The 19,616-nt window shown below is 39.3% G+C and carries 19 protein-coding genes; 7 read left to right on the top strand and 12 right to left on the bottom strand.

Going from position 1 to position 19,616, the window contains the following annotated elements; translation table 11 throughout:
* Positions 1-111: 111 nt before the first annotated feature.
* On the top strand, positions 112-939 hold the full coding sequence (locus PR725_RS17415; protein WP_109911006.1) for an SDR family oxidoreductase: 828 nt from the start codon (positions 112-114) through the stop codon (positions 937-939).
* On the opposite strand, the gene PR725_RS17410 is transcribed toward PR725_RS17415, so the two are convergent.
* Complete coding sequence (locus PR725_RS17410) at positions 940-1,563, bottom strand: glutathione S-transferase family protein (protein ID WP_109911007.1); 624 nt, start codon at positions 1,561-1,563, stop codon at positions 940-942.
* Positions 1,564-1,780: 217 nt separating this feature from the next.
* On the opposite strand from PR725_RS17410, the gene PR725_RS17405 reads away from it, so the two are divergent.
* On the top strand, positions 1,781-2,986 hold the full coding sequence (locus PR725_RS17405) for a serine hydrolase (RefSeq protein WP_109911008.1): 1,206 nt from the start codon (positions 1,781-1,783) through the stop codon (positions 2,984-2,986).
* Positions 2,987-3,066: 80 nt separating this feature from the next.
* On the opposite strand, the gene PR725_RS17400 is transcribed toward PR725_RS17405, so the two are convergent.
* The 3 genes from PR725_RS17400 to ybjG form a co-directional block, all read right to left on the bottom strand.
* On the bottom strand, positions 3,067-4,434 hold the full coding sequence (locus PR725_RS17400; RefSeq protein ID WP_109911009.1) for an L-serine ammonia-lyase: 1,368 nt from the start codon (positions 4,432-4,434) through the stop codon (positions 3,067-3,069).
* Positions 4,435-4,509: 75 nt separating this feature from the next.
* A complete protein-coding gene (locus PR725_RS17395) occupies positions 4,510-5,826 on the bottom strand; it encodes a serine/threonine transporter (protein ID WP_004909352.1) in 1,317 nt (438 codons plus the stop codon).
* An 852-nt stretch (positions 5,827-6,678) separates the two neighbouring features.
* Complete coding sequence (ybjG, locus tag PR725_RS17390) at positions 6,679-7,287, bottom strand: undecaprenyl-diphosphate phosphatase (RefSeq protein WP_109911010.1); 609 nt, start codon at positions 7,285-7,287, stop codon at positions 6,679-6,681.
* A 200-nt stretch (positions 7,288-7,487) separates the two neighbouring features.
* On the opposite strand from ybjG, the gene PR725_RS17385 reads away from it, so the two are divergent.
* Positions 7,488-7,916: a secondary thiamine-phosphate synthase enzyme YjbQ gene (locus PR725_RS17385; protein WP_004909357.1), complete on the top strand. Its 429-nt coding sequence runs from the start codon at positions 7,488-7,490 to the stop codon at positions 7,914-7,916.
* Between the two features lie 247 nt (positions 7,917-8,163).
* Here PR725_RS17385 and PR725_RS17380 read toward each other — a convergent pair whose 3' ends face one another.
* Entirely contained in the window at positions 8,164-8,427 is a 264-nt protein-coding gene (locus PR725_RS17380) for a GrxA family glutaredoxin (protein ID WP_004909359.1), read from the bottom strand.
* Positions 8,428-8,587: 160 nt separating this feature from the next.
* Here PR725_RS17380 and PR725_RS17375 point away from each other — a divergent pair, with 160 nt between their 5' ends.
* The 3 genes from PR725_RS17375 to rlmC all read left to right on the top strand — a co-directional run bounded on the left by PR725_RS17375 (position 8,588) and on the right by rlmC (position 10,712).
* Positions 8,588-8,914: a YbjC family protein gene (locus tag PR725_RS17375; RefSeq protein ID WP_109911012.1), complete on the top strand. Its 327-nt coding sequence runs from the start codon at positions 8,588-8,590 to the stop codon at positions 8,912-8,914.
* 139 nt (positions 8,915-9,053) lie between these two features.
* The gene (locus PR725_RS17370) at positions 9,054-9,569 is read left to right on the top strand and encodes a YbjN domain-containing protein (RefSeq protein ID WP_109911013.1); all 516 of its coding nucleotides are present in this window, start codon (positions 9,054-9,056) and stop codon (positions 9,567-9,569) included.
* A 9-nt stretch (positions 9,570-9,578) separates the two neighbouring features.
* Positions 9,579-10,712 carry a 23S rRNA (uracil(747)-C(5))-methyltransferase RlmC gene (gene rlmC, locus PR725_RS17365; protein ID WP_117162161.1) on the top strand — a complete coding sequence of 378 codons (1,134 nt, stop codon included), beginning with the start codon at positions 9,579-9,581 and terminating at the stop codon, positions 10,710-10,712.
* Positions 10,713-10,778: 66 nt separating this feature from the next.
* Here the strand turns inward: rlmC and PR725_RS17360 are convergent, their stop codons facing one another.
* From PR725_RS17360 to PR725_RS17330, 7 genes are all read right to left on the bottom strand, one after another.
* Positions 10,779-11,954, bottom strand: a complete 1,176-nt coding sequence (locus tag PR725_RS17360; RefSeq protein ID WP_117162160.1) for a hypothetical protein — start codon at positions 11,952-11,954, stop codon at positions 10,779-10,781.
* 147 nt (positions 11,955-12,101) lie between these two features.
* Positions 12,102-12,770: an arginine ABC transporter permease ArtM gene (gene artM, locus PR725_RS17355; protein WP_004909376.1), complete on the bottom strand. Its 669-nt coding sequence runs from the start codon at positions 12,768-12,770 to the stop codon at positions 12,102-12,104.
* Complete coding sequence (artQ, locus tag PR725_RS17350; RefSeq protein WP_004909379.1) at positions 12,767-13,507, bottom strand: arginine ABC transporter permease ArtQ; 741 nt, start codon at positions 13,505-13,507, stop codon at positions 12,767-12,769. Before artQ ends, artM begins: the two co-directional genes overlap by 4 nt.
* A gap of 12 nt (positions 13,508-13,519) precedes the next feature.
* Positions 13,520-14,263, bottom strand: a complete 744-nt coding sequence (gene artJ / locus PR725_RS17345) for an arginine ABC transporter substrate-binding protein (protein ID WP_004256405.1) — start codon at positions 14,261-14,263, stop codon at positions 13,520-13,522.
* Between the two features lie 18 nt (positions 14,264-14,281).
* The gene (artP, locus tag PR725_RS17340) at positions 14,282-15,010 is read right to left on the bottom strand and encodes an arginine ABC transporter ATP-binding protein ArtP (protein WP_004256404.1); all 729 of its coding nucleotides are present in this window, start codon (positions 15,008-15,010) and stop codon (positions 14,282-14,284) included.
* 98 nt (positions 15,011-15,108) lie between these two features.
* Positions 15,109-16,590 (bottom strand): DUF2867 domain-containing protein, encoded by a 1,482-nt coding sequence (locus PR725_RS17335; RefSeq protein WP_004909389.1) that lies wholly within the window; start codon positions 16,588-16,590, stop codon positions 15,109-15,111.
* Between the two features lie 51 nt (positions 16,591-16,641).
* On the bottom strand, positions 16,642-17,541 hold the full coding sequence (locus PR725_RS17330; protein WP_117162158.1) for a lysine exporter LysO family protein: 900 nt from the start codon (positions 17,539-17,541) through the stop codon (positions 16,642-16,644).
* A 402-nt stretch (positions 17,542-17,943) separates the two neighbouring features.
* On the opposite strand from PR725_RS17330, the gene PR725_RS17325 reads away from it, so the two are divergent.
* On the top strand, positions 17,944-19,608 hold the full coding sequence (locus tag PR725_RS17325) for an ATP-dependent nuclease (RefSeq protein ID WP_109911018.1): 1,665 nt from the start codon (positions 17,944-17,946) through the stop codon (positions 19,606-19,608).
* Positions 19,609-19,616 lie beyond the last annotated feature (8 nt).

Here is a 19,616-nt window from a genome sequence, read left to right as displayed (position 1 = left end):
TTGATGCGCTTTTATAGTGATTAATCTCTCAGAAATTGTGTTCGGAAGTTTTATGGTTTTCAGCTACTCTGTGATTAATTTCAGTCAGTTGGTCGATTGAGGAGTTATCGAATGAAGAAAATCACCATTATTGGATTAGGGTGGGTAGGGTTGCCCCTTGCCCAAGCTTTATTGTCCCAAGGCATTCATGTGGTTGGAACTAAAACAACACCAGATGGTATTGAAGCCGCTCAAGCGGTAGGAATTGAGTGTTATGCATTGAAATTAACCCCTGAACTTGAATGTGATAACGATGATTTAGCGCAATTGATGATGCAAAGCGATGCTATCGTCATCTTGCTTCCCCCTTCTAAAATTAATACCGAATACTATATGGCAGCGATTGAAACACTGGTGAATAGCGCAATAGCATTTCAGGTACCCAAAGTTATTTTCACGTCATCTACTGCGGTTTATGGGGAGCAAAATGGTGAAATGACCGAAGATAGCCCATTGGATGGAGTGACGGATTCAGCTAAAGCTTTAGTGGCGACAGAACAGTGGTTGCATCAATTACCGAACATATCGGTAGATATTCTGCGATTAGCTGGATTAGTCGGGGAAAAACGACATGCAGGGCGTTTTTTAGCAGGTAAAACCGGAGTGAAGGGGGCAAATCAGCCTGTCAATATGGTGCATCAAGACGATGTAATTGACGCCATTTTATTATTGCTCCAGCAGCCACAGGGAGGGCATATTTATAACCTTTGTGCGCCAATTCACCCGACACGAGCTGAATTTTATACTCATGCCGCTCAATCTATTGGTTTAGTTCCACCACAATTTATTGAAGAGGAGAATGCATTAGAGGGGAAAGTCATTAACGGTAATAAAATTTGCCAAGAACTTGAGTTTGAATACCAGTACCCAAACCCAAGTTTGATGAGTATGACCTTGTGATTACTTAATTGGGATCATGACAATTTTTTGGAACGCAGGACGCGTGGTCAGCTGCTGATACCAGCGTTCCAAATTGTTAAATTCAGGGCGTTCAGTCACAATTTCATGCCAAGGGTAAAATAGTGGCGCGATAGCAATGTCTGCGATACCAAATTTATCACCACTGAAATAGGCTTGGTTGGCTAATGTATTATCAGCAATTGTGAGTAATCGATTAATATTGCCATATATAATTTTAGCTTGTTCCGGGTCTCTATCCGCTTCAGGAACACGAACAATTTTGTTCATCATTTGCTTAATGTGGCCGAATAAATTAGCACCACTCCAATCCATCCATTTATCGGCGGCAGCTCTCTCTTGTAAGTCTTGTGCGAGTAATAAGTGAGAATGATCAAATTTTTCCGTAAGGTAACGTAAAATCGTATTTGATTCCCACAGCGCAAAGTCATCATCCTGTAGAGTTGGAATAGTGCTGTTTGGATTCATTTTTATATATTCAGGTGTATCTAGTCCACCAAATGGGCCACCCACATCTTTTTGATTGTAAGCGATATTTAATTCTTCTAAGCACCAAAGTACTTTTTTGACATTGGAAGAGTTGACGCGTCCCCAAACAGTTAACATTGCAGTCTCCTAAATTGATTTTTTGGTATCGGCCATGGTTAAGATAGATTAAATTCACTCTTAGGCAAATGTTTATTTGTTAGCGGTGGCCTCTGTGAAATTAAAGTCTTATATTAGGTCCAGTTATCGAATTTTGTCACGGCGATGGGTTCTCGTTTAGTGACGCTGAGTCAATGACCGTATTTTAAATGTGTAGAATTAAGTGAAGGAATAACCGATGAGTAAGAAAATATTGTCTTTAAAAACCCGCCGAGCAGGTATTGGGTTGAGTCTTTTGGTTGTCGTAAGTACCAGTGCTTATGCGGCGCAGACACCGGTTGCTCCTCAAGTCGATGCAAAAGCATTTGTTCTGATGGATTATAATAGCGGTAAAATTTTAGCTTCTGGGAATCCAGATGAACGCTTAGACCCCGCAAGTTTAACCAAAATTATGACCAGCTATGTAATTGGTCAGGCAGTAAATGCAGGGAAAATTACCCCACAAGACATGGTCACGGTAGGGGAAGATGCATGGGCGACGGGTAATCCTGTTTTGAAAGGCTCTTCTTTGATGTTTTTGAAGCCAAAAGACCGCGTTTCTGTATTAGATTTAAATAAAGGGATTGTGATCCAGTCAGGAAACGATGCCAGTATCGCGCTTGCTGATTATGTTGCTGGTAGCCAAGACTCATTTGTGAGCTTAATGAATCAATACGTGCAAAAGATTGGTTTGAAAAATACTCACTTTAAAACGGTTCATGGTCTCGATTCTGAAGGGCAATACAGCACGGCACGGGATATGGCATTGTTAACCCAAGCGATGATCCGTGATGTACCGGATGAATACGCACTGCACAAGGAAAAGGAATTTACCTTTAATAAAATTCGTCAACCAAACCGTAATCGTTTGTTATGGAACCAAAATTTAAAGGTGGATGGTGTAAAAACTGGGCACACGAGTGGTGCAGGTCATAATCTAGTCGCCTCTGCAACAGAAGGTGATATGCGTTTAATTTCAGTTGTGTTGGGGGCACCAAGTGACCGAGTGCGTTTTTCTGAAAGCGAAAAATTACTGACATGGGGTTTCCGTTTCTTTGAAACTGTCACGCCAATTAAAGCTGATGCCACACTGAAAAAGCAGCGTGTCTGGTTTGGTGATACTTCAGAAGTTGATTTAGGTGTTGCCGATGATGTTTCTATTACTATTCCTAAAGGGCAATTGCAAAACTTAAAAGTGGATATTCAACTCACCAACGATTCACTTGAAGCGCCTCTTGCTAAGAACCAAACAGTGGGAACGATTAACTTTATTCTTAATGATGAAGTTGTCGAACAGCACCCTTTAGTCGCAAAAAATGCGGTTGAAGAAGCGGGGTTCTTTGGGCGTATTTGGGATTATATCATGAAAACCATTAGTGGCTGGTGGAGTGCCATTTTCGGTTAATAATGATTGAGTGAAAATGATGTGAACAAAAAAATGCCTGTTAATACAGGCATTTTTATAGAGATGATAGATAAACAATACTATTCGCAGTGAGCCAATTTAATCGCTAAGCCGCCTTGAGACGTTTCACGATACTTAGCGTTAATATCTTTACCAGTTTCATACATGGTTTCAATGACTTTATCGAGGCAAACACGTGGGTCACTGACGCGACGTAGTGCCATGCGTGCCGCATTCACGGCTTTAACGGAAGCGATGGCGTTACGTTCAATACAAGGTACTTGAACTTGCCCTCCAACAGGGTCACAGGTGAGACCTAAGTTATGCTCCATGGCAATTTCTGCTGCGATACACACTTGCTCAGGGCTACCGCCCATTAATTCGGCGAGTCCCGCGGCGGCCATCGAACAAGCAACACCCACTTCTCCTTGGCAACCCACTTCGGCACCGGAAATTGACGCATTCATTTTATATAATGCGCCAATCACGCCAGAAACTAAAAAGTAACGGGTATAGGAATTTTCATTCACAGGGCGAATAAATTTATCATAATAAGCTAATACCGCAGGAATGATGCCACATGCACCATTAGTTGGTGCCGTGACAACACGACCACCCGCTGCATTTTCTTCGTTAACGGCAAGCGCATACATATTGATCCAATCTATGACGGCCATTGGGTCCATATTGGTGTTATCCGTTGTCACGAGTTGACGGCGTAATGCGGCTGCTCGGCGTGGTACACGTAATGGTCCGGGTAGTAAACCTTCGGTTGTCACTCCCCGTTCAATACCGGATTTCATGACATCCCATACGGACGAGAGATATTGTTGGATTTCTTCTTTACTACGTAATGCTAATTCATTCTGCATCACGAGTGCGGAAAGTGATAAACCTGTGTCTTTACAATGTTTTTGCAGGTCGGCCGCATATTTAAATGGGTAAGGGACTTGCACTGCATTTTCATCAGACTGGCCAAAGTGCTCTTCATCGACGATAAAACCGCCACCGATAGAATAGTAATTTTTGCTGTAAATAACATCATCACCACTGAATGCCGTAATACTCATTCCATTTTCATGGAGTGGTAGGTTGGTAGTATGAAAATTCATGCCACCTTCAGTAGGGAAATCAACTTCATGTTGCCCGTGTGCAAGGGAGAGCCTTTCAGTTTGCTCTACATTACGCATAAAAGCAGGAATAGCGTCAATATCAATGGTGTCTGGTAAGTTACCTGCAAGGCCCATAATAATCGCCATATCCGTTGCATGGCCTTTACCCGTCAAAGAGAGTGAGCCATAGACGTCTACTGAAATTCGTGTCGTGCGAGTGAGTAATTCTTGCTGGATAAGGTCGTCAACAAACTGTTTGCCTGCTTTCATTGGGCCGACAGTATGGGAGCTTGAAGGGCCGATACCAATTTTGAAGATATCAAATACACTAATCATATTCAGTGCTTCCTTTTGTAGAAAGTCATTGAAATTAGGTAGCTTCCATTACTGGTCGCTACCTAGTGGCTTCAATTAGAAGAATAACTTATATGTTGCCGCAGAGATAGCGACCAGACCCATAATTACGATAAATACATTACTGATTTTACCTGAGTATTTACGCATCGCAGGTACTTTGCTAATTGCATACATTGGCATTAAGAACAGTAAGATAGCGATAACTGGGCCACCGAGGCTTTCAATAATATCCAATACACCCGGGTTTAATGTTGCCACTAGCCAAGTGGTGACTAACATGAAAATTGCAGTACCGCGGTTTAACTTGCGAACATCAATGGTTTTACCTTTTGCACGGTAAGCACGTTCAACTAAGCCATTGAAACCTTCACGAGCACCTAAATAGTGGCCGAGGAAAGATTTAATAATTGCGATAAATGCAATGATTGCAGCAGCATATTTGATGAATGGCTGGTCAAAATAGCCAGACAAGTAGTCAAGGATACTAATATTTTGTGCTTTAGCTTGTGCGAGATCCGCTGAAGATAAGGTAAATACACAGCTGATCACGAAGAACATAACGGTCAGCACCATCAAAATGTGCGCGGAGGCAAGGATCCGTGAGCATTTTTGTTCAGCGGCATCACCGTATTCTTCACGTTTTGCCACAGAGAAAGCAGAAATAATTGGTGAGTGGTTAAATGCGAATACCATCACAGGGATTGTCAGCCAAATGGTGACCCAAATACTTTGCCCACCCGTATTTTTTGTTGCCTCAGTGATACCTTCCCAAGTTAAGGTATTTAGTACATCACCAGACCAATGTGGGATCATATACAGTGAGAATGCAACCAGTACGGCGATAAATGGAAACACTAACATACTCATGACTTTGACGATGTATTTTTCACCAAATGCCACAATCGCCATGACTCCGCCGACAAGAATTAAGGCAAGTAACCAGCGTGGTGGTGCCCCAACGCCCAATAATTCGGTTAAGAATTTATTGACGTTATTGGTGATGGAAACACCATAAACAAGAAGAATAGGGTAAATAGCAAAGAAGTAGAGTAGGGTGATCCAGTTACCTGCTGTGCGACCAAAGTGTTCCTCGACGACTTCAGTAATATCACCGTCAGGTTTTGAACCAGAGAGAACGAAGCGTGTTAACCCACGGTGAGCAAAAAATGTCATTGGGAAGGCTAATACCAGCATCAGTAAAACAGGTAATAAACCACTCATACCTGCGTTGATTGGCAAAAACAGCACCCCAGCACCGATAGCTGTACCATATAAACCCAGCATCCATACTGTGTCAGTTTTGCGCCAAGCATTACTCGTTACTGTTTGCGAGGCTGTTTTGTCGATGGAACCAACTTTTGTTGCATCCATAATAGTCTCCGAAAATATAAGTCAAAAAAATCATTTAGCGTAACGGCAATTGCGTTACGAACTTTTAATCTTTAGGTACGAACAATTACTCAATAACAATTGTTTTCTTTTGCGTAACAATCTGATTGGAAATAAAACTAAAATTTACGGTAAATTGATTTTCAATCAGTTTTGTATTTTTATCATTTAATTTTAATAGTGGATTTTGAGTGTGTGAATTTATATTTTACCAGAATAAAATGCCGTGATCATTATCTCAAAAGAGAAATATCCCCCAAAATTGCGCAAAATAATCATATTTTATAAAATTGTTAAATAAATTTGTGTTAAGTTTATTTTTGTTAGCAATTAAATACTGAGTAAATAAGTTTTGCTTTGCTGAAATATGAGCAGAATAATATTCTGTTAGAAAAATATTATTATATTAATGATCGAAATATAGCTGGCTAAAATATCATCTATATCAATGTGAATATTGAACTGTACTGTAATGGTAGTACGATTTTTTAGGCTGTGTATTTTTGTATTTATATGAAAAACAACGGGATATTTTTTATTTGCTGATTGGTTTATTGCGTGATTAATTAGTTTAAAAACTGGAGAGAATAGAACTATACATTAATTATTTTACGTTTTTCTCAGACCTATATTTGTCACTTTTTTCGCAACGAAAAAAATAATTGAAAAAGGTAACGAAATATTTGTTAATTAATTGTTTTAATAATTTTATTGATAACTTCAAAAAAAGTTTTAATGATGAAAGTGAAAATAAACAGAAACTTTGATTTAGCGCAATTTTTATAATGCGAAGAATACTGGCATTAATTAATGCCAGTATTTGAATATACGTTGTTATGGCTGAAACCAGCCTTTACGAATAAGAGGAGCAAAAATAAAGCTATATAGTTGCGTGATAGGTAATTGAATTTTATTCGCACCAAGAGACCAGAGAATTTGAGCTAAGCCGCATGCCACCATTGCAAGTATGAAAGCACCAGCCATATCTAAAGGCCAATGAACACCGAGGTAAATTCGTGACCAGGCAATAACAATGGCAGGGATCATCATTACAAGCCCTACCCAAGTTCTTAGCCAGAAAAGAAATGCGAAAGCGAATGTAAACACAATTGTGCCATGATTACTCGGGAAGGAAGGTGTGGCTTTATGCTCAGAAAAATTGGTGCCAATCCCCATGACAAATGGGCGGTCATGTGGAGCAAAATAACCAATTAACCATGAGATAGTTAAACCAATGACGATAGCAATAGCGGCTTTACAGGCAAAGGCACGTTGGCGAGTCATATTTGGCTGGGCGCCCCAAAACCAACAGGCAACCGTAAAAAGTGGAAATAAGAGGATTAAGCGCTTAGCAATCACGTTAGCTACAGCAATGGTTCCACTTGCGGTCTCGGGTGTGGCATTGATCAAATTGAAAAGATCAAGATTCAGTTGTTCCAGCACAGTTCAGTACCTCGGGCAAATAGTGAGTAAGACAGGGTAGATACATAAAGAGAGGAGGTTAAAGTGTCTTACCTCGCAGGTAAAGTCCCTTTGTCTTATTATTGAAAGCTTTGTGCGACAAATTTACTTGCGGTTTAACTATTACTCAATAATTATTTAGTGCAGTAACAGACATAGAAAAGTAAAAGGAAGAAAAAGTGATGTGGTGGCAAAAAGAGATACAACTTAGCGCAAAAGCAAGAGGATTTCATTTAGTGACAGAAGAAATTTTCAAGCAACTTCCCGAACTTAGCTTAATCAATGTTGGTTTAGCCAATATTTTTATTCAACATACATCGGCATCTTTAACGATAAATGAAAATGCGGATTACACTGTCAGAGAAGACTTCGAAAGTTTTTTTAATCAGGCCGTTCCTGAAAATGAGCCTTATTATAAACATGATTATGAAGGAAGTGATGATATGCCAGCTCACCTAAAAAGCAGTTTATTGGGTGCAAGTTTGACTATTCCGATTACTAAAGGGCGTTTAAACTTGGGGACGTGGCAGGGGATTTATTTATGTGAGCACCGAAATTATGGTGGAAAACGTAGGTTAATCATTACATTACAGGGTGAACTCAGCCGTTAAAAACAAAAAACCCGATAGCAGGAAAACAAAAACTTGGCTATCGGGCTCCTCAATATGGGGACATCAAAGAAAAGCAGTGGCATTAATTAAGACTCCGTCTAAAAAAGAAAGTTCTCACTTAGATGAAAAAAAGTGCAATATTTTTATTAAATTTGGCTTAAGTAGCACAAAAAGAACAAGCAAAGTGTCAGCACCGATAAATAAGTGAACAACTTTGCTTGTTGAGATGAAAAACAGGTATGGCTAACTATTTGTAAAGATTTAAATTTTCTTTTGCGTAAGCTTCAAAATCTGTGTACCCACCAATGTGTTGCTCATCAATGAAAATTTGTGGAACGGTTTCAACAGGTTTGCCGACAGTTTTAGATAAATCTTCTTTAGAAATACCTTCTGCTTGAATATCAACATAGCGGTAGTCAAAATCTTCACGTTCATTTTTCAGTTTTTCAGCGAGTTCTTTTGCACGAACGCAGTATGGGCAGCCAGGACGACCAAAAATAACAGTATACATAGTATCTCCTTTTTATCTTGAACTCAGATTCTAATTACAATGCTCAATACTATGCCTACATAAATTATGAAATAAAAGTCGAATTTTCCTGTTATACCTATAGGTATGGCATATAATCCTCAGTTTGAGGAAGAGACACAATAATGAGAGGAGAAGAAGAATGAGTAATAAACCTCAGTCTAAAGGGACGATGCGTTCATTGGCGGATATGCCAAAGCCCATTATCGTGTTAGAAGGTGTCGGGATCATTCTGCTTATAATTGTGTTGTTGGCATTAAATGACTATATCACTCTGCCGGAGCCTTTAATGCAGTCAGGAGCGATCGTCAGCATTATTATGGTCGGTATTGGTTGTTTGGTGCCTGCAATGATCAATATTGTCTGGCGGGCAATTCATGGCCTGAGTTTTTTGGGGATAGATAATAAACAACCAGAAAAGAAAGCCTCTAAAAAGTCGGACTCTACAGATAATAAACCTGATGAATAAATAGATTAAACGCGGTTTTACTGGTGTTTCGGCCTACAATATGTGAGAATTATTCGTTTTTTCGTTAGGGGGAAGATGTGCCGAAACCCTAACAAATCGATATTGCACGACTATTTTGAGTTGAAGAAGGTTACTGCCCATGGATTCTATTTGTTACCCTGACATCACTAAGTTACGTGAATGGCTAGACCAACTCAAAACCTCTTATTTCGAGTGTGATTCCTGCTCTGCATTACATTTACCCCATATGCAAAATATTGATGGTATTTTTGATGCGAAGCTCGATATTTTAAATAATGTTTTGGTGTTGTCTGCATTAGCTGAGCTCAAACCGACAGCGATTGTGACGTTAGTGGCGAATATCAGCCAAATTAATGCCAGCTCATTAACGGCAAAAGTTTTCCTGGAAATAAATAATGAAAACTTGCCTAAATTGATTGTTAGCCAATCATTTTCATTAGCAGCAGGGATGACGTATCGTCAATTCGGCCATTTTTTACAGCAAGCAGAGGAACAAATTTCTGCCATTGTATTTGAAATCTTTAGCAATAACTTGCTCTATGCGAATCAAGATGATTTCGGTGAAGACGATGACAATTCTGATGAAGACTCAGAGCATTCTCTTGACGACAAACCCTCGATAATACTCCACTAAGTCTTTGTTATGCATTGTGAAAAGTATGCCACTGGGCAATGCCATTCATGCCAATGGCTGACACTAACTCCTGAACAGCAAATTATTGAAAAGCAGAGCCAACTACAGGCTCTTTTACCTGCTATTGATACCTCCCTATTTCAGCCTCCAGTTACAGGGCCGCAAACGGCTTTTCGCAATAAAGCTAAAATGGTCGTTAGTGGTAGTGTTGAGAAGCCAATTTTAGGTATTGTTGGGCGAGATGGGCAAGGTGTAGATTTAACGGACTGCCCGTTGTATCCAGATGCCTTTTCTGATGTGTTTAGTGCCATTATTCCTTTTATTGCAAGGGCAGGGCTGACGCCTTATAACATTGAACGCAAACGTGGTGAGTTAAAATACCTATTATTGACTCAAAGTCATCATACTGGGAAATTTATGCTGCGGTTTGTGTTGCGCTCAGAGAAAAAAATTGAGCAGTTAAAAAAGGCACTGCCATGGCTACAAGAACAGTTGCCACTGCTTGCGGTGATCACCGCCAATATTCAACCCGTGCATATGGCAATACTTGAAGGTGAGGATGAGATTTTCTTAACGGAGCAGCGCACACTTCGTGAAGAGTTTAATCAAGTCCCTTTATTTATTCGGCCACAAGGTTTTTTCCAAACGAATCCTATAGTGGCTGCAAAATTATACCAAACCGCGAGGGAATGGGTTAAAGCGTTAGATATCGATAGCTTGTGGGATCTGTTTTGTGGGGTGGGCGGCTTTGGGTTGCACTGTGCTGAAAAAGACACTCGCTTAACAGGGATAGAAATTAGTGCGCCAGCGATTGCCAGCGCACAGCAATCCGCGGATGAACTTGGATTAAAGCATGTTGAGTTTAAAGCCCTTGATTCAACGCGTTTTGCCACGGCGAATCAGGATATCCCTCAGCTTATTTTAGTTAATCCGCCACGTCGAGGGATCGGTAAGGAATTATGCGATTACCTTACGCATATGCAGCCTGAATATATTCTATACTCTAGCTGCAACGCACAAACCATGGCGCAAGATTTACAACTGTTGGCTGGCTATCAAGTCTGTAAAGTCCAGTTATTCGACTTATTTCCTCATACAGCACACTTTGAAGTGCTGACGTTGTTAAAGCGAATCGAACAGTAAAGCCTATTTGAACAGCTTATAGTTCGATATTTTTATGCTCTATTTTCAAAATTTATTCTAGTTATTTTATAAAATATTATAACTTGAATTATTAAGTGATTCCATTGAGATTATTTCAACTGGAAAATCCAGTGTTTTGATTAGAGTTTTATCTGAACTATGATTGGAGAGTAACTCTTCAATATCATCAAAAAAAGATTCTTGAGTTTTATATTTTTTTATCCCTTTATTAGAATCAAAGAATTTATAGATATAATCGGAGTTTTTTGAGTTGCGTTTAATCGAAATAGCCATGCAGTGATTATCATAAATAATTAATGAATAAAAAACATGTTCATTGTTTATTATGCTTTTTATTCTGTCCTTAAGTTCCTGAATGGATGAAAGGTCATTATCGAAAATTAAATTTTCATCGTCATTGATTTTTCGTTCTTTACAGTTTACTAAACCAAAGTTTAATTTTTTAGACGTGTTTTTATACATTTCATTTTTAGCTAAAAATTTAAATGAGCTTTTTAAAAAATCTATTATTTCAGTTTCACTTAATTCTATGTCATTTTTTATTTTATGAAGGATATCTATATTTAAATCTGATTTAGGATAGAATTCAATATTTTCTGTTTTTAACAGATTGTAGTATAAATTCACTAGTTTTAAAACTTCATGACTCTCTTTTGAAAATAATATTTTATCATTAATTACATCTTTTCTTTCATTAAGAAAAAACAGTATGTTATATAAGTTGTTGTTTTTTCCGTTGCCAATTATTAAGGGTTTAGTTTCTTCCTTAGTATTTAGGTAGCTTATCTTTTTATCTAGAGAGAGCTTTGGGGATACTGTATCACCAATAATTGAATCTAAATTGTATGAGATGTAATTGAAATTATATGCGCGTGAGCAATTTATTTGAATGTTTAAAATATTAGCTAAATGAGTGTTCAATGTCGATGTATTATAATTGTATTCCTCTGTTTTTGTACTAAGTAACTTAAATTTGTTTGATGCTTTATCTTGATTGCATTTTTTTAATTGTGAAGCTATGGTTTTTATTAATTTATCACCTTGATTCTTGTTTTCATTACAAAGATAAGCAGAGGACAATCCATAACAAAGGCCATTAGTTATATGTGATGTATTCTTTACAAGAGATAGTTTGTTACTTATTATGTTTTTTTTGTCATTTTTAAAATAGGTAATTAACTTATTTTGATTAAAAGGAATGTCAAATTTAATATCAGGCATAGTTACCTCAATTATTGATTTTATTTATGTAATAACCTGAATTATGGCATTTGTAACTTTAATACTCTTTCAAAAATCAATGAATCTTATTAAAAAAAAGCTTGGCATAATACCAAGCTTTTTTTACTTGTCGGCGAGAAAGAAGGACTAGCCTCTGTGCTCAAATTCCAGCGCTTTGCGTTCAATTAAACGCATTAGAACGGTCAAAATTGCATTGACCACTAAATAAATAATTCCCGCAGCAACAAACGCCATCACATTCCAGCTTTGACCAAAGATCAGTTGGCTGTAACCCATAACATCTAGCATTGTAATCGTACTGGCAAGTGAAGTACTTTTGAAAATCAGGACAACTTCATTGGAATAAGACGATAACGAACGCTTAAAGGCATAAGGCAAAATAATACGCATGGTTTGCATTTTGCTCATCCCGAGGGCTTGGCACGATTGCCATTGGCCTGACGGAATAGCTTTAACTGCACCGTGGAATAACAAAGTAGAATACGCTGCACTATTTAGTGCCAATGCTATCATGGCGCATACCCAAGGGGTTGAGATAAACTCCCATAGCATTGGGTAATTCTGCAGTGATTTAAACTGGCTTGGACCATTATAAATTAAGAAGAACTGCACCAATAAAGGCGTACCAGTGAAAAGCGTGATATAGACTTTAACTGCTTGAGAAACCACGGGGGTTTTAAGTGAAAGAATTAAAGTAAATAATATCGCTAAGATAAAAGCTACAATAAGAGCACTAAATGTCAGTGATAAGCTGGTTGGTAGCCCGGGAAGAATATCTAAAATTAAATCCATCATTTTGATTCACCTCGCTCAAAGCGAGTCGTACGCAATTCAATACGTTTTAAAATAACTTGGCTGACTAACGTAATGGCAAGGTAAATCAACCCTACAATGGCGTACCATGTGAAAGGTTCGTGAGTTCTATTGACGATTGTTTTTGTTTGTAGCATTAAATCATTAACACTGATGAGTGAAACTAACGCAGTATCTTTTAATAATACAAGCCATTGGTTACCTAAGCCAGGAAGCGCATGGCGCCACATTTGCGGCATAATGAACCGAAAGAAAATAGTGCGTTTGTTTAAACCTAATGCAAAACCAGCTTCCCACTGACCATAAGGTACTGCTTTTAAAGCCCCTCTTAATGTTTGTGATGCATAAGATGCATACAACAAGGCGAGGGCAATGACACCACAGACAAATGGGGTGTAATCAAATTCACCGCTATCAGCAAAGAAAATGCTGGGGTCAATTTGGATAGTGGTTTGCCAAAAACCGAGGTTTATATCGAACCCATCACCAAACAAATTGATCAGTTGTAATGTACCGAAATAAACAAACAACACGACCAATAATTCAGGCAGACCGCGGATCAAAGTAACCCAGCAAGTCCCTAAAAAGGCAATAGGTTTAAAACGGACGGACTCCCACGCAGTAAATAACATGGCGAGGATCAGCCCCAAAACCAGTGCAGAAACAGCAAGGCCGACGGTGATACCGGCGGCACTTGTTAAAAATAGAAAGTTGCTCATTAATTATATCAATTACTGTTGAAACCATTTTTTGTGGATAGCATCATAAGTGCCGTCTGCTTTAACTTCAGCTAAGGCTTTATTCATTTTATCCAACAGCTCTTTATTTCCTTTACGCACTGCAATGCCTAAACCAATACCGAAATATTGTGGATCAGTCACTTTTTCACCTACAGCGGCTAAGTTTTCGTTACCTTTAGCTTTTAACCACTCGTCAGCAACTGCGGTATCACCGAAGACGGCATCGATACGGCCATTTTGCAGGTCTAAAATAGCAGATTGGTAGTTATCATAAGGAACGGTTGTCATACCTTTATGTTGTTCCATGATATATTTTTGGTGAGTGGTTCCGTTTTGAACACCAATTTTTTTATCTTTTAATTGGTCTACTGAGCTGATTTTTTCTTTCACAGCAATAAACTCTGCTGAGTTAGGGTAGTAAGTCTCAGTGAAATCCACTTGCTGTTGGCGCTCAGGGGTAATATCGATACCTGCCATTAATGCTTCAAAGCGACGGAATTTTAAGCTAGGGATTAAGCTGTCGAAAGATTGGTGAGTAAATGTGCAAGTTGCATTCATTTTTTCACACATGGCATTGGCTAAATCAACGTCAAAGCCAACGATTTGGTTATTCTTATCGAACATTTCAAAAGGTGCGTAAGTCGCTTCTGTTGCAAAACGGATGGTTTCTTTTTCCGCAGCAGTTGCAGATAGGGTTACAGCGCCCAGTAGTGCAGCTAATATAATTTTTTTCATTGCTTAATCCTATATCTATTAATGTGACAGATAATTTGCAAATGCTTCTGTTTGAGGTGCAGTGAAATGGCTTGCATCCCCTTGTTCTACTATATGGCCATTTTCCATATACACTACACGGCTAGCGGTTTTGCGAGCAATTTCCACTTCGTGAGTAACTATGACTTGCGTAATTCCAGTTGCAGATAGTTCTCGAATAATATCAACAACTTGCGCAGTAATTTCTGGGTCAAGTGCAGCGGTTGGTTCATCAAATAATAAAACTTTTGGTTCCATCATCAATGCTCTAGCAATCGCAACACGCTGTTGCTGGCCACCCGATAAATGTAAGGGGTAGCGATCAGCAAATTGAGACAACCGTAAGCGCTCTAATAACTTAGAGGCTTTTGCTTGCGCTTCTTGCTTGGACAATTTTAACACGCGACACGGTGCTTCAATTAAGTTGTCCATAACGCTCAAATGAGGCCATAGGTTATATTGTTGAAATACCATTCCCACATTTTGACGCAGCTCACGAATCGCTTTCGCATCTGGAGCAGAAGAAAAGTCAAATTGCTGACCCACAATATTTAAGTGGCCTGAACGTGGCATTTCTAATAAATTGAGGACACGCAACAACGAGCTTTTACCTGCTCCGCTTGGCCCGAGTAATACCATAGTCTCACCAGCAGAACACTCTAGATTGATATCAAAGAGTGCCTGATGGGAACCATAGAAACAGTTGATGTTTTTTAATTGAATGCTCATGTGTACCAATAATATCTTATTTCACTACCTGCGATATTAATCCTGCGAGCATATTTATGCAATAATTTCTGCATAAAAATTTGGTTTTTACGCTAAATTTATTCTGATTTAACGGTCAGTTGCTCTGCTTGCTGTTGTTTAGCGAGTTGTTTATCCCGCTCATAAGCTAGCTCACTGATGCGTTTTGCCATGCCTTTAAAAATAAATAAATGTGCAGGCATCATGGCAAACCAATAGAGTAGACCGCAAAAGCCAGCAGGGTGCCACCATGCCCGAACATCGATTGAACGGCGGTTTCCGCTATCATGAATAGTAAAAGTTAGGCGGCCAAGTCCTGGCGCTTTCATACCAAATAACAAGCTAAGTTGTTTATTAGGCTCAAGATTAATCACGCGCCAGCCGTCAATCTCATCACCGAGTTGGAGCTGTTCACGATCGGGGCGGCCATATTTCACTTTATTCAACATCATATCATCCATGATGGCGCGGGTTTTCCACAGACCATTGGCATAGAAGTAGCCGTTTTTTCCGCCAATCTGTTGCACTGTATACCAGAGCGATTCTGAACTGGCCGTTGTTCCAAGGGTTGCTCCCGCTTGTTTTGGGTAATAGCCATAACCAGGACGCCAACGTTTTCTGACTTCTGGGTCATAACCCCAATCTGCGTTATCAACGGCATCGGCTTCTTCAGCTAAAGTGGTTCTAACAGCATCATCAAAAGAAATTAAGGTTTGTGGGATCAGTTCTCGTAACGCTTTATCATCTGCCGGGAGGTCGTGCTGCAAGCCTTGGATTAGCTCCTTAGCAATTGACGGTGGCACAGAGGTGATCAAACTGATGAAATGCACAGAGATCATACTGATGGGGATCGGAATGGGAATAAGTAAACGCCGTTTACCACTGACTTTAATAAAGCGTTTAAATAGTTCTTGGTAGCTAATAAACTCAGGGCCACCCGCATCGAAAATTCGGTTTTCGGTTGTTGGTATTTTTGCCAGTTGCGTTAAATAATACAAAATATTCGACAGAGCGATAGGTGACGACTTAGAGCGAACCCAGCGTGGTGGCGTTAAAATCGCTAAGTTGTAGACCATATCGCGCATAATTTCGAATGCGGCAGAACCAGAGCCAACGATAATTGATGAACGAATTTCAGTAACCGGGACTTGGCTTTCACGTAAAATATCACCGGTTAAACGCCGTGCTATTAGGTGTGGTGAATAGGTATGCCCGTGTTGTAATGCGCTGAGATAGATAACATGTTTAACGCTTGAGCCTTCAAGGGCTTGTTGCACATTGCGAGCGGCTGCGCGCTCACGTTCGACTAAATTGGCTTGGTCAGCCATGCTATGAACGAGGAAATAAACAATATCGATGCCTTCCATGACACCTTTTAATGTTTCGGGGTCGTGAAGATCCACATAAATGCATTGGGTATCTTGCCAGCCTTGAGATAGCATCCAATCAACACGGCGAGCACCTGCTGTTACGTCATATCCTTGCTCAATGAGTTTAGGGATCAAATTCTGACCAATATAGCCACTAGCGCCCAACACTAAAACACGTTGTTTATCTGTCATGTTAATTTCCTGTTTCACGCAAATTAACGGCTATTGTGACTGAAATTTTACCTATGTAAAGAAGGCCATAAGAATTGGCGTAATTAGACTAAGTACGAAGCCGTGAACTATGGCGGCAGGGACAATTGAAACTCCACCGCTGCGTTGTAAAACAGGTAATGTAAAATCCATTGATGTTGAACCGCAAATGCCAAGAGCCGTTGAGCGGTAACGGTTGATAATAATAGGAATGAGCATGATGGCAGCAAGTTCCCTTGCTAAGTCATTGAAAAAAGCCGCACTTCCCATGACTGGGCCATATGCATCGGTAAGTACGATGCCTGTTAATGAGTACCAGCCAAAGCCAGAAGCCAGCGCTAGCCCCATTTTCACCGGAAGATCGAGTAAAAATGCAGCTAACGCGCCACCAGCTAACGCACTGATTGCCATGACAAACGCGATGGTGGTACCACGGCGGTTGATTAAAATTTGCTTGATGCTCATGCCACTATTGCGTAGCTGGATACCGACAAGTAATAGCAATAGCATTAACGCCACTTGGCTACCTCTATCGGCATAGTGTAGAAAGTCAAAATGCGTCAAGCCAACGGCAAATCCGAGCAGTAGCACGCCGCATAACTGTAAGGATTCGAGAACCATTTTGATTCGTGAAGGTGGCTTTTCTTGTTTATGTTGCGGAATTCTCCATGGATCAAATCTATCGAGCAATAACAATGAGATTACATTCAATGAAAATATGCAACCAAAAAAGGTAACTGCATAAATTAAAATAGAAAATAAGTGAACGCTTAAGTTTTCAAGCAGTGCGAGGGTAATTCCCATTAAAAATAAAATAACATATACCATTGAATTCAGGGATTGATGAACTCGATGGAGAATACGTTTATTTTTAATTGGAATAAGATAACCGAGTGTTAACGGTAGAAGAATAATTAAGAGTCCTGAATACATGGCCGTTTCCTTAGAGGTTATCCCATCGACTAGGTTAATGTAAACAAAGGGTTATGCTTATCTTTTTTATTTAGGTTATCGAAGCATAAACCTGATTTAGCGCCCTGTGCTAAAAGAACTTATTGTTATAAAATTTTTTTATTGGCTAAAGAAAGAAAAATAGGTCAAAAACACTAAAAATGAAAGTTTTACTATTTTATAACACTGTAATTAGATGCTCAACACAGTTCGCTGTTTTGTTATAAGTATTTTTATTTTGCTTACATATTTATAGTAATAAAGGCGCTTAATCGGTAAGCTCTAAATAGTGTCTTTTAGTCTGTTTCATTGACGGAATCACCCGGTATGTAATGAAAACTAATAATATTGAGGGTGAATTAAAAATCTTCCAAGGAGAGTAATATGTACCTGGAACGTGTGGAAATATACGGATTTAGAGGAATTAACCGGCTTTCTTTAGAACTGAATAATAGTACGGTTTTAGTCGGTGAGAATTCTTGGGGAAAATCAAGTTTACTGGACGCACTTGACCTTCTTCTTTCCCCTGAGCATACAGATTACCAATTCAGCCTTCATGACTTTCATCACCCAGCAGGGAACGATGAATCGCGTTACCGCTCATTACAGATTGTTCTAAAATTTTGTGAACGCCGAAAAGGACGTCATCAATCATATCGTTTTCATAATCTTAACTCTGTTTGGGTCGATAACGGAGATGGCCTTAAACATATTTTCTATCGTGTTAGTGCAGAGCTGAGAGATGATGACACGATTGTTGTAGATAAAAACTTTTTGAACTCAGGTGGTAATAAACTTTCTTTGGATAATGTAGGTAAATACATTAAAGAAATTATTAGATTGTATCCGGTTATTCGCCTGCGAGATGCCCGCTTTTTGCATACACTTAACACTGAAACTATTGTTACAGGCCAAAAAGATTTACGTGATTTGTTCAACGTCCGCATTAAAGAATTAACTCATGCATTGGTTAATAATCCTGAATGTTTAAGTGATGAGGACCTTGGTGATGGTATTGATGCAATGCAACAGCTGCTCAGTCATTATTTTTCAGGGCAGAGCGCACATCTTATAAAACTGGATAACTCAATTGTCAATATAGAACCGCGCAAGCGCGGGTGGAAAGCACTTGATAATATTAGCCGTTTAATCGCAAAACCAAACCAACGCAATATTCGATTAATTATCTTAGGAATGTTTTCTTCGTTATTACAATCAAAAGGTAATATTCAGTTAGATAAACATGCACGGCCATTGATTATCGTTGAAGATCCAGAAACGCGCTTACACCCGATTATGCTCTCCATCGCATGGGGGTTATTTAGCCTATTTTCTCTACAGCGGATTACCACGACGAACTCAGGGGAGTTGCTTTCATTAGCACCTCTGGAAGATTTGTGTCGTTTGGTGCGCAATACCAATAAAGTTTCAGCTTATCGATTGAGTGAAAATGATTTAAGTGCTGAAGAATTACGTAAAATTTCTTTCCATATTCGCTTTAATCGTCCATCAGCGCTGTTTGCTCGCTGCTGGTTATTAGTGGAAGGGGAAACGGAAATTTGGTTGATGAATGAATTTTCGCGCCAGTGTAACTATTACTTTGAAACTGAAGGAATAAAAGTTATTGCATTTGCACAAAGTGGTTTGAAACCATTGCTGAAGTTTGCCAATAAAATGGGTATTGAATGGCATGTTTTAACCGATGGTGATGAGGCGGGGCGCAAGTATGCAGCAACAGCGACTCATTATGCCAACAAAATTAACTCTTCAGATAGAGATAGGTTAACGATGCTCCCCGCACCAGATATGGAACATTTCCTATATCGTGAAGGGTTTAGAAGCCTTTATCATGAAATTGCGGATATTCCAGATAATGCGAAGGTTTCAACCAGACGTGTAATTATTAAGGCGATTTCTCGTACATCGAAACCAGATTTAGCGCTAGCTACTGTAAATAGAGCCGCAGAATTAGGGCCAGACAGCATTCCGCTGCAATTGAAAAGTATGTTTTCTCGCGTGGCATGGTTGGCAAGGGGGAAAGCAAATTAATCGTGATA

Source organism: Providencia sp. PROV255 (genome assembly GCF_028478065.1).
Lineage (GTDB): Bacteria > Pseudomonadota > Gammaproteobacteria > Enterobacterales > Enterobacteriaceae > Providencia > Providencia rettgeri.
The sequence above is the reverse complement of the archived record's forward strand: the minus strand, read 5'-3'. Positions and strand labels throughout refer to the sequence as shown.